At 34.9% G+C, this 11,089-nt stretch carries 13 protein-coding genes; all 13 read left to right on the top strand.

Annotation, left to right across the window (positions count from 1 at the left end):
- Positions 1 to 370 precede the first annotated feature (370 nt).
- Complete coding sequence (locus VIO64_RS22970; protein ID WP_333783860.1) at positions 371 to 529, top strand: hypothetical protein; 159 nt, start codon at positions 371 to 373, stop codon at positions 527 to 529.
- Complete coding sequence (locus VIO64_RS22965) at positions 478 to 750, top strand: AraC family transcriptional regulator (RefSeq protein WP_333783861.1); 273 nt, start codon at positions 478 to 480, stop codon at positions 748 to 750. The genes VIO64_RS22970 and VIO64_RS22965 overlap by 52 nt, the downstream gene beginning before the upstream one ends.
- An 18-nt stretch (positions 751 to 768) precedes the next feature.
- Positions 769 to 1,107, top strand: a complete 339-nt coding sequence (locus tag VIO64_RS22960; RefSeq protein WP_333783859.1) for a hypothetical protein — start codon at positions 769 to 771, stop codon at positions 1,105 to 1,107.
- A gap of 388 nt (positions 1,108 to 1,495) precedes the next feature.
- On the top strand, positions 1,496 to 2,542 hold the full coding sequence (locus tag VIO64_RS04555) for an HD-GYP domain-containing protein (protein WP_331915616.1): 1,047 nt from the start codon (positions 1,496 to 1,498) through the stop codon (positions 2,540 to 2,542).
- Positions 2,543 to 2,746: 204 nt separating this feature from the next.
- Entirely contained in the window at positions 2,747 to 2,992 is a 246-nt protein-coding gene (locus VIO64_RS04550) for a hypothetical protein (RefSeq protein WP_331915614.1), read from the top strand.
- Positions 2,959 to 3,105, top strand: a complete 147-nt coding sequence (locus VIO64_RS23045) for a hypothetical protein (protein ID WP_414705236.1) — start codon at positions 2,959 to 2,961, stop codon at positions 3,103 to 3,105. The genes VIO64_RS04550 and VIO64_RS23045 overlap by 34 nt, the downstream gene beginning before the upstream one ends.
- Positions 3,106 to 3,271: 166 nt before the next feature.
- Complete coding sequence (locus tag VIO64_RS04545; protein ID WP_331915612.1) at positions 3,272 to 4,102, top strand: AraC family transcriptional regulator; 831 nt, start codon at positions 3,272 to 3,274, stop codon at positions 4,100 to 4,102.
- 267 nt (positions 4,103 to 4,369) lie between these two features.
- Positions 4,370 to 5,326 (top strand): glycosyltransferase family 2 protein, encoded by a 957-nt coding sequence (locus VIO64_RS04540; RefSeq protein WP_331915610.1) that lies wholly within the window; start codon positions 4,370 to 4,372, stop codon positions 5,324 to 5,326.
- 22 nt (positions 5,327 to 5,348) lie between these two features.
- The gene (locus VIO64_RS04535; RefSeq protein ID WP_331915608.1) at positions 5,349 to 6,050 is read left to right on the top strand and encodes a hypothetical protein; all 702 of its coding nucleotides are present in this window, start codon (positions 5,349 to 5,351) and stop codon (positions 6,048 to 6,050) included.
- A gap of 5 nt (positions 6,051 to 6,055) precedes the next feature.
- Positions 6,056 to 7,315, top strand: a complete 1,260-nt coding sequence (locus VIO64_RS04530) for a lipopolysaccharide biosynthesis protein (protein ID WP_331915606.1) — start codon at positions 6,056 to 6,058, stop codon at positions 7,313 to 7,315.
- Positions 7,316 to 7,324: 9 nt separating this feature from the next.
- The gene (locus VIO64_RS04525; protein ID WP_331915604.1) at positions 7,325 to 8,548 is read left to right on the top strand and encodes a glycosyltransferase family 2 protein; all 1,224 of its coding nucleotides are present in this window, start codon (positions 7,325 to 7,327) and stop codon (positions 8,546 to 8,548) included.
- Entirely contained in the window at positions 8,545 to 9,762 is a 1,218-nt protein-coding gene (locus VIO64_RS04520) for a glycosyltransferase family 2 protein (protein ID WP_331915602.1), read from the top strand. Before VIO64_RS04525 ends, VIO64_RS04520 begins: the two co-directional genes overlap by 4 nt.
- A gap of 41 nt (positions 9,763 to 9,803) precedes the next feature.
- Positions 9,804 to 11,012: a glycosyltransferase family 4 protein gene (locus VIO64_RS04515; protein WP_331915600.1), complete on the top strand. Its 1,209-nt coding sequence runs from the start codon at positions 9,804 to 9,806 to the stop codon at positions 11,010 to 11,012.
- Positions 11,013 to 11,089: the final 77 nt, after the last annotated feature.

Genomic DNA, 11,089 nt, shown 5'->3' with positions numbered 1-11,089 from the left:
TGCCATGCCCTTTTTTATTTGCTCTGTCGTAACAATATACTTTTTTCAAAGTTCAATAAGGTTTTTTACCTTGTTTTTTATGAATCAAACCTGAATTTTTGTTTTCAAGCCAATTACCAGTTACTTTTCGAAACTATACATCTCAATATATATAATTTTAATCCAAATATGAATTTAAGTCCACTCTGCCATAACTTTAACACTCCTATTTCTGAATAATTGAAAAACAATGCGACATCTGTTAATAATGTGCAGGCGTAGTGTTTTATAGCTGCATAGAAGTATTTGGAAACAGGATTCAATGAATACGCCAAAAGCCATAGTTTATCTCAATATCTTTTTACTTGCTTCCATGGAAGGTTGACCACTGATGGCAGCACAGCGTATGCAGGATTATATAAATGAAAACATTAATACTCAAATTACGCTAAGCGAGCTTGCTAAAGCTGAGGATATTCACAATGGCATTCTGCAAGGATTTTCAAGGAATTTACCGGTAAGACACCTTTTGAATATATTAGAGCTTTAAGGTTAAGTAGAGCAGCATTATTGCTTAGAGATAAACAGCCAAGAGTTGTTGATGTAGCATTTGATTTTGTATTTGACTCTCATGAAGGCTTTACAAGAGCTTTTATTAAACAGTTCGGAGTGTCGCCCAAAAAATACAGTGATAGTCCTGAACCGATACAGCTGTTTATGCCCCAGCGTATTCGTGATTATTACCTTCACAATGCAAAAAGGAGAGATTGAAATGCCCGAGGAAAAAAGATGTATGAACCAGCTGGGATGTGGCTGCCAAAGAATTTGATTAAACCTGGGACATCACAATATGTTCAAGGTGTAGAAGTACCTCAAGATTATGCTGGACTAATACCGGATGGGTTTGAAATCATTGACCTGCCGCCTTGTAAAATGATGGTTTTCCAGGGAGAACCATTTGACGATGAAAAGTTTGGTGAAGCAATTGAAGAATTATGGGAAGTGATAAAAAAATACAATCCTCAGATTTATGGCTTTGATTGGGCGGATGACGAGGCTCCAAGATTTCAACTTGAGCCCCAAGGATATAGAGGCTATATAGAAGCAAGGCAAATAAACATCAAGTAATATTTCAGATATCATGTAAAACACATTTTAGCAGGAGCGTAAACTACATTGGTTATACTGAGAAAGGCAGTAGTTAGAAATATCTCTACCTACTGCTTTTTAGTTTGAGATAAGATATCCTATCTGCATAAATTTACCCATACTGCTGGTAAGAAAGTGGTACAACTTTATATAAAGCTGATAAATCTATACTTAAAAGCCGCATAAGGAATTGAAATCAGCTATATGGTTTTCTTTCCAGGCAAAAACTAAAGGGACTAGATTTGAATCTTTACTGTAAATATTGTATAATATGATTATATATCATATGTAATAATCATATCTTTATTTGCATTTTGTTTCCCTTAAGTTTTATTGTAATATGTAATATTTGAAAGAAGGTGGCTAAGTGGAAAAAGTCGCTGTTTCTGAATTATCAGAAGGAATGATTTTAGCTGAAGCAATATTATGTCCAAAAACCAAAAAGGTATTGTTGAATAAAGGTACAAAGCTTACCGAATCATTTATCAATCAGATTAAATCCCGCCAATTTCAGGAGATATTGGTTGAGGAATTGTATACTCTTTGTATCGATCCCATAGATAATATAAGGAAAACACTGAAAAGCAGCTTGAATGAAGAAATACTAAAGTTATGCCCTGATAAAAATGAAGCTAATAAATCAGATAAAATGCTAGAAGTATCAAGGCTTGCTAGAAATTTAATTTTAGAAATTATTGATGATAGTGTACTGGCTGGATTTTGTGTTCAGATGAAAATTGTAGATGATAAATTTTTATTTACTCATTCAGTAAGTGTCTGTGCACTTTCCATGTTAGTAGCGGGAGCTCTTGACTTAAGTGAAAAGGAAATGGTTACCATAGGTTCAGCTGCTTTGATTCATGATTTAGGTTTATGTGAAATGCCCCATTTAGTTAGTGCAACACAAAGAACTTTCCAACAGGAAGCCCTTTTTAAAGAGCATTCACTTTATGGATATTACTTTGCTAAGGAAGCAGGCGTTGCAGACAAAATCTCTAATATTATTCTGCATCATCATGAGCAGTGGAATGGTGATGGGTTTCCTGGTAAGCTATCAGGAGAATCCATACCGCTAGGGTCCAGAATAATATGTGTATGCGACACTTTTGACAGGGCTGTTCGTTTTGATAACATTCCCAGATACCAAGCAATTGAATTATTGTATGGTGGCGGTAATTATTTTTTTGATAGCAACATTGTTAAAGCAGTTGTGAATAATCTAGCAGTTTACCCTTTGGGCTCAATGGTTAGATTATCTACCGGAGAAGTTGGAGTAGTAGTCAACATAAGAAACAACCAAGGTGCACGTCCTATTGTAAGAGTTTATTATAATAAGGTTAATCGAGGCTTATCTTCCCCAAAAGACATAGATTTAGGCAAAGAGAGAACTGTATTTATTCAGAATATACTATAATATTGAGCCTGTCTCAACCATGTAATTCTTCAATATTAATATCATTATCCTGGCCCCAGGTAATATACAGAGTCTTTCATTGTACTTGTAGATCTAAAACTATAAAAAGTTTCATTATAAAAGAAACCGATATTGAGGGAAGAGTCAATACTCATGGGGCTTTTTTAAAAGTTGTCCAGAACAATCTGATTACCTTTTCTGTCCATGATTATTGGAAGGCTGGGCGGGGATGAATTTGTTATTGTTGTTAGGAATGATGGAAGTAAAAGAGTGCAGGGGATTAGTGAAAGCCTTTTGACGTTTGTCAAAAGCAAGGTTTTTACAATTGACCCTGAAATTGATCCTATGAACCTTTCGTTAGCCATTGGGCAGGCAAACTCTTCTCCATCTGATGATAATATCGAAAAGAAGCAAGGATTCTTCAAGTTGCAGATTCGTATTCCGCTATAATCATAAAAAGGGTCTATAGAAAGACTTTTCTGCATGAGGAAGCCTTGGATGAAATTGTTAATAATAGCGGCATACAATATGATTCTAAAATAGCCAAGTATTTGACAAAATGACAAGACAAAAGCTTGAAACGGCATAACTTTTTGCATATCAAATAAGGGCAGCTGTTGCTGAAAAAATTTTTGAATCACCCTCTGAAAGAATCAAACAATTGCGAACAATTTAGTAAATAATTTAAAGAAGTTGCAAATTATGATTTTTCATTGGGAGAGAATTTATATGTACAGCTATGCGGTAGAAAGTGAATTCTTAAGATCAAATATTGACCTCTCGATATATTATTTTGGCAAGGAGAAATGTATTCCCAGGCATTTCTGGATACCGGGGCAAAATAATTATTATATTATGTGTTTTGTTCTATCAGGAAACGGTGCATTATTTTATGATAACGAGTCATATGAAATTTCTAGAGGCACTGGTTTTTTAATAACTCCTCAAAAGTATTCATACTATATCTCAGACGATGGAAACCCATGGACGTTTTGCTGGATAGGGTTTACAGGGGTAAGTGCATCATTGTGCTTAAGCAAGGCTTATATAAGTGGAAAAAACCCTATATTTTACTTCAAAGATATTGATTTGATCGAAAATGTATTTGACACAATGAGCAACTGCAATCAGATAACAATAGGAAAAGACTTGAAATACTTAAGCCTGGTATATTTTTTATTGTCGCAGATTATTGAGGACTCAGCTAAGAGAAGCATGATTAATCTAAAAGAAAATGCTTATGATGTATATATAAAACAAGCTGTTGATTATATAACTAAAAATTATCCTTATCCAATTAACATCAACAGTGTTGCAAAGCAAATATGCATATCCAGAAAGTATTTGTCAAAAATTTTTAAAGAGGCTTTAAATATTTCTCCGAAGGAGTTTCTTATAAAATACAGGATATCAAAGGCATGTGAGTTTCTAATCAATAGCAGCCGTACAATAAATGAAATAGCGTACGATGTCGGATACAATGATTTTCGAAGCTTTTCCAAGGCTTTTAAAAAATCAATTGGAGTTTCGCCAAAAGAGTATAAGTCAAAATGCAGTTGATAAATTTAAATAAAACGTGTAAAAACCACCTGACTAAAGCCGGGTGGTTTTTTATGTATGGATGTTATGGTCAAATTGGGGCTTGTGTTTAAATCAATAAGTAACATTAAAAGTGTTGACATTAGGACACATTGTTGTGTCTTTTAGACATTATTAAGTTGTCAATATTTTGATATTATTTAAAAAACAAATGAATTAGGAACAAACTAAATTTAAAATTAGCATGGTGCAAATTTATAGTTGTATCATGGGAAAGGAGATATGAAAATGAGCAAGCCCATTCGTTATTCGGTTATTGTACCGTTGTTTAATGAGGAGGCAGTAGTGCTGGACACATACAAGAGAATCAAGTCTTCTATGGACTCACTAAAAGAAGCTTATGAGATTGTATTCATCAATGATGGCAGCAGGGATAGGACATCTGACATAGTACATAATGTTTGCAGATATGACAAGAGTGTAAAGTTAATTGAACTATCCCGCAATTTCGGTCAACAATTGGCTGTTACGGCCGGTATTGATCATTGTGAAGGAGATGCAATTGTAGTTATTGATGCGGATTTGCAAGACCCGCCTGAAGTAATTCCAAAAATGATTGCTAAATGGAAAGACGGATATGATGTGGTCTATGGGAAAAGGATAAGAAGAGAATGGGAATCTCTTTTTAAAAGATTTGCCACATTTACATTCTACAGGCTGTTAAAAAAGATGACTGATATTGATATGCCTACAGATGTGGGAGATTTCAGGCTGATTGACAGACGAGTATGTGATTTGTTGAAAACCATGAAGGAAAAAAACAGGTACTTTCGAGGATTGGTAAGCTGGCTGGGGTTTAAAACTACAAGCGTTGAATATTATAGAGATGCACGCTTTGCAGGGAAGACCCATTATTCCCCATGGAAGTTGATAAAACTAGGATTAGATGCCATTATGTCATTTTCATTCAAACCCTTAAAATTTGTGTATTACCTTGGGGTTTTAATCTTTGTGTATAACTTTATCAGCTTGGTTTTTCTAAAAAGTAATCATAGTGAGCAGGGGATATTTCTTACCATAAACTTTATGATGAGTGGAATGGGTGTGATTGCATTGGGAATTTTGGGAGAATACACAGGGCGGATATACGATGAGGTAAAACATAGACCTCTATATGCTGTTAAATCAACAGCCAATATCGATAAGGTGGATAAAGAAGTTGAGAATGTGTCGCAAAAGAAATAAAAATAGAATGGGGTACAGTTATATGAATACAAATAAGGATATAAAATCTTTGATTTTCGAGAATTTATTATGGGTTTTGTTTGGAGCATTAGGGTTTGCATGCTTTCTTGTGATTTGGTTTGTCATGCCGCATAAGCAGCAGATTGATTCGATCTGGCATGTGGTTTTTAAAATAACAAGCTTTATGTTCCTGATTCTAAGTATAAGTTACTTCCCTAACAAATCTAAAAAAGCATATTTACTGCTTTTATTACCGCTGCTGGGGTATACCGCTTACCTGGGGCCAAGGATAAGCTATTATGGATTCCTTGAAATGCCCAAAGCTACTGAAACTACCTTCAGTGAATATTATACGTTACTGTATCTGCTGCTTTATCCGGCAATAATCATGTCAGTATGCTTTGCCTATAGAGTAGGTGGAGGAACACCGGGAAATTGTTTTAAGATCGGTGCAAGCGGAGTAATAATTCTTTTCTCAGGCTTTCTTGATTTGATGTGGTACCTTGTTAATCCTGTTGGGATACCTGAGGTTATACAGTATGCACACCACATAAAGGTTATAATCGGACACTATCCTACATATTTTGAGGGCATAATCTTTTGCTTATGCCATATTCCTTTAATGCTTTTACTTTTATACTTGCCTGTGGATTCATGGTTTGCCAGATTGTTTACTCCCAAAAATGAAACTGTATCTCGTGGAGTTAGCCTGGGGAGTGACTGATAGGTATGGATGTATTGTCAAATAAGCTTTTAAGCGGTTTTTTAAAAAGTCTGGGCATAATCTTTATATTTAAGATTTTTACACAGGCAGTCAATATTGCCATGTCTATAGTAGCAGCAAGAGAGCTGGGACCTGTTAGAATAGGGGATTTTGCAATAATTAATAGCATAGCGGGTTTTCTGGCGATTCCTTTGGTAATGGGTATAAATATATCCATGAATAAATACTTGCCTGCCATGGATGAGAAAAATCAAGAAGAAGTTATATCAACTACCATACTAAGCAATATTCCTATTTCACTTGTTTTTATAGCAATATACTATATCTTCTCCAATATGATCTGTAGTTTGCTCAATATCCCAAAATGGCTCCTATTAAATTCGATTCTTCTAGGTATATTGACTGCATATTACATTATTAGTGAATCCTTTTTAAGGGGGCAAAAGAAATACATTCAGGTTTGTATAACAAAATTATTCTTTGTCATTTTATTTACAGTGTCCTTGTTAGTTCAATTTTATATTATGGAGAGAAAAACTTTAGATTCATACCTGATTACTAATTATATAGCTTTCACACTTTTTATTATTGCTTCACTGGCTTTGACAGGAGTAAAAAGGTTTGCTTTCAAAAAGAAAACAGTTGCTTTTGTTTACTCTTACGGCTTCGTTAATATGCTATGTGCAGGGCTCAGCGTGTTTTTAACAAGCAGTGATCTGTATTTTGTTAAATGCTTCTGTGATCCATATCAGACAGGCCTATACTCGGTTTATATAGGAAACACAAGAAATCTTTTCGGACTTTTCTTTTATGAAATATTTAGTGTTGTTTTTCTGCCTACAATTGCCGTCATGGATAAGAAAGCAATATATAAGAAGATTGCAAAATACTGCTTGCCTATATTTTCAGTTCTGTTTTTAGCAGGTGTCCTCTGGTCTTCATTTACTATTTTAATGTATGGGAAGAAATATGAATTCAACCTGCTCTACATTATATTGGCATCGGTAACATTAGGAATTATGTCAATATACCAGTTATTCAGCTTCACTGTAGCTATGGGAGGAGCCGAGGAAACAAAATTTAACCTGATAGCAGCGGCTATACCGCTTCCATTAATTATCTTTATACAATATATCCTTACAAAGTTCATGGGTATATCGGGAGCATTTATAGCCAATATGTTGGTAAATCTGATACTGCTTTTCACTCTGCTGCTACTGGTACGTCGGCTTTGGACAAGACAGAAATTCAGTTTTAATGGATAGGAGGAAAGTATGTTAAAATTCAGCTTTATCATACCTGCATATAACAATAAAAATTTATTGGCCAATACTCTTATAGCACTGAATATGCAAAAAGGCTATGGAATAGGAGATTATGAAGTTATTGTCGTGGATGATGGGTCACCTGAAAGACTTATTGACTTTGTAAGTCACATCCCTCAGAACTACCGGTTAGAGTACATTTATCTTGACAGAACGCTTTCCTCCTGCAGAGCAGAAGCCAGAAATAAGGGTATATCTATGGCAAAGGGTTATATAGTTATATTTTTAGACTCAGATATGATTGTAAATGAGAATTATTTATCTGAAGTAGAGAGAGGCTTTAATCTGGAACAAAATATTTGCCTGATATCCACTCGATTGTATGCGAACAGAGAGATTGAAGCTCCTGAAATTATCAATAAAACGGTTTTTAATACCTTTAGGTTTAAGGACTGTAAGATCAATTATATTGAAAACAGGCACGTTGTTTTTAATAATTCTTCATACAATGCGAGTACTGTCAAAACGCCTTGGCTTTTTGTTTACAGTTGCAACATGGCTGTATTAAAAAAGAATATCCAAAAGATAGGTGGATTTGATGAAAGCTACAAAGGCTGGGGCTACGAAGACATTGATCTTGGATACCGGCTCTATAAAAATGGAGTCAAAATCGTTATAAATCATAAGATGGAGGCAATTCATCAGTATCATGGGGAAACTGCATTATTTTTTTCATGGTCTATGGATAAATCAAAGCAGCTTAAAAACAACAAATGGGACTTTTTGGAAAGGCATAAAGAAATAGAAGAAGTTGCTCCGCTTCTTTACAAAAAAAGGCGGTTTTACCTTCTGCAGAAGTTTCAGGAGAGCACATTTGTTTCATTAAATTTTTTCGGTTTAAAAAAGCCCGACCATTGCAAGACATGCAAAATATTTCTTACAAAAAGCAGCAAGATTAAGGACATAAGAGAGATGCTTCATCAAAAGCTCACTTTTAGCAATGATAACAATTTGATATGTATATATGATTATCTGGAAAATTCTGATTTGGATATATGGATTCAGCTTATAGAAAGCAGCAAATGCATGGTTAGGTATTACCCTCGGTCAAGAAGTGGGAAAAACTTTAAAATAGCCGTGTTCTCCTTCTTGTATATCTTAAACGGAATTGCATTGAATGTTTATCAAAAATTATATTCAGGCTTTTCCCGGGATAGGGGGGGAGTATATTGAAATTCAGCTTTATTATACCAGCCTACAACAATAAAAGATTATTGGCGAATACCCTACTTGCATTGAACATGCAAAAAGGCTATGGGGTAGGTGATTATGAAGTAATAGTCATAGATGATGGTTCACCTGAAAGACTCTTTGATTATATTAAAGAGGTTCCATGGAACTATCAGCTAAAGTATATCTATATTGACAGGTTGCCATCCTCCTGCAGGGCTGGGGCCAGGAATAAAGGCCTGGAAATAGCAATTGGAAAAGTGGTTATATTTATAGACTCGGACATGCTTGTAAATGAAAATTACCTGTCTGAAGTAGAAAGATATTTTAAGGTAGATGAAAACATTTGTCTCATGTCTACACGTCTATATGCAGACAGAGAAATTCAATCTTCTGAGATTGTTGTCAAAACAGTTTTTAACAAGTACAACTTTAAAGGCTGTAGGGTCAAACACCTGGAAAACAGGCATGTTGTATTTAATAGTTCCTCATATAATGCTAATGTTCTCAAAACTCCATGGCTTTTTACTTACAGCTGCAATCTGGCTGTATCAAGAAAGAATTTGGAAATGGTAGGAGGTTTTGATGAAAACTATAAAGGGTGGGGGTACGAGGATGTAGATCTTGGATATCGGCTGTATAAGAGGGGAATAAAAATAGTCATAAATCATAAAATGGAGGCGATTCACCAGTATCATGGGGATTCTTCAGTATTCTTTTCATGGTCTCATAATAAATTTAATCAGATTAGAAGTAACGAAGATTATTTTTATGAGAAATACAGAGAAATAGAACAAATTATTCCCTTCTATTATAAAAGAGAGCGGTTTTATATTTTTCAGAAGTTTAGACTACATACTTTTGTTTCAAAGAAGTCTAGAAGCAGAAAAACATATAAATTGAGTCTAAAGAATAACTCTGAATTTGAGAAAATTTTAAAAATGCTTGAAGAGAAAGCATCTATTAAGGGTGAAAAAAGCCTGATATATATTTATGACTATATGGAAAACACAAACATAGATATATTAATTCAACTCTATAATAGCAGCAGTTGCATGATCAGGTACTACCCCATATCAAGGTGCGGAAAAAGCCTCTCAATTGTTGTTATCTCACTTTTATACATGTTTTTAAGAGCATTGTTCGGTGTTAACCTAATTTTAAAGGAATCTATACAAAAGTTCATTGGAAAGGGACAACAAAGGCAGCTTGGCTAGTAAAGCGTCAATTTATCAGTTTAATGAGGAGGGAGAAAGGTTTGAATATAGCAGCATTCGCCTGGGAATTTGCCCCATTTATTAACGGTGGACTGGGACGTTTCGTTGAATATTATACAAAGCATCTTACTGAAGACGGACATAAAATATGGGCTTTTGCCAGCAATACGGGAAAACTGGAAAAGAAAAAGGAATATAAAAACCTTGTGTTATACAGGCCGTTAAATAGATTAATGAAAGCTATTATTCCATGGCGTGTTTCAAGGGGCTTAATGATAATATACTATAATATTGCATCGTACATGCAGCTCAGGAAAATTGTTAAAAATACTAAAATCGATGTTATCAGTGTACATGATTGGATGAACTGCCTTGTAGGCATATTGTGCACTGTGACATTTAGAATACCTGTTGTATTTCATGTTCACAGTACAGAAAATACAATGGTGCCGTGGAATAAAAAAAATGTTCTTTTCAAGATTATTGCTGTCTTTGAACGGCTAATGGCAAGCCGGGCTTCTAAAATTATTGTAGCTAGTGAACAAATGCATAAATTGCTGGTGGAACACGGATGGAGCTCTAGTAAGATAAGAGTGGTGCCATATGGACATGATAACAGCTCAGCTATATTCTCCAGTGAGAAAAGTCCGGTGTCATCAGCATGTGAGATCAGATCTAAAATAAATGCATTACCTGATGAAAAAATACTTTTGTTTGTTGGCAGGCTTATTTATTCAAAGGGAATTTTCCAATTACTGAAAGCTATGCCATTGGTTGTGAAAACAAACCCGAAAATAAAGCTTGTTTTAGTCGGAGCTGGAGACAAGGAAAAAGTAGATTTGCTGATACATACATTGGGTTTATCAAATAATGTTTTTGCTTATCACAGGTTTTTAGGAGTTAACGAAGTGGCAGCACATTACTTAATGTCTGATATATGTATCTTTCCTTCCCTGTACGAGCCTTTCGGGCTTGTTGCTTTAGAAGCCATGTCCCTAGGTAAACCGGTTATTCTAGGAAGCGGCTTTTCAAAAATATTTGGAGGATCTTCAGAGAATCCAACGGCGTTACTAGTGGACAGCAAAAACCCCTATGAAATAGCAAAAGCAATTGGGACACTTCTGGATGATCCAGAAAGGTCCAACAAAATGGGCAGGGAAGCCAAGGAATATGTTAAGAACAGTTTTGATTGGAACCTGTCGCTTATACAAACCGTAGAAGAGTACCGGCAGGCTATAGCTGGGCGATAAGCATACTGTAAAGCGTTTAGTTACATTCATATTAATTTTTTTAGATAAAAACAAATTTCGTATTTGAAAGGGAGTGG

The organism is Pseudobacteroides sp., assembly GCF_036567765.1.
GTDB lineage: Bacteria > Bacillota > Clostridia > Acetivibrionales > DSM-2933 > Pseudobacteroides.
This window is presented reverse-complemented; position numbering and strand designations above follow the sequence as displayed.

Bases quoted from the DNA above. Each gene is read 5' to 3' on its own strand.
- VIO64_RS22970 (WP_333783860.1), top strand. From the start codon at position 371: ATGGCAGCACAGCGTATGCAGGATTATATAAATGAAAACATTAATACT.
- VIO64_RS22960 (WP_333783859.1), top strand. From the start codon at position 769: ATGTATGAACCAGCTGGGATGTGGCTGCCAAAGAATTTGATTAAACCT.
- VIO64_RS04550 (WP_331915614.1), top strand. From the start codon at position 2,747: ATGATTATTGGAAGGCTGGGCGGGGATGAATTTGTTATTGTTGTTAGG.
- VIO64_RS04545 (WP_331915612.1), top strand. From the start codon at position 3,272: ATGTACAGCTATGCGGTAGAAAGTGAATTCTTAAGATCAAATATTGAC.
- VIO64_RS04540 (WP_331915610.1), top strand. From the start codon at position 4,370: ATGAGCAAGCCCATTCGTTATTCGGTTATTGTACCGTTGTTTAATGAG.
- VIO64_RS04535 (WP_331915608.1), top strand. From the start codon at position 5,349: ATGAATACAAATAAGGATATAAAATCTTTGATTTTCGAGAATTTATTA.
- VIO64_RS04530 (WP_331915606.1), top strand. From the start codon at position 6,056: ATGGATGTATTGTCAAATAAGCTTTTAAGCGGTTTTTTAAAAAGTCTG.
- VIO64_RS04525 (WP_331915604.1), top strand. From the start codon at position 7,325: ATGTTAAAATTCAGCTTTATCATACCTGCATATAACAATAAAAATTTA.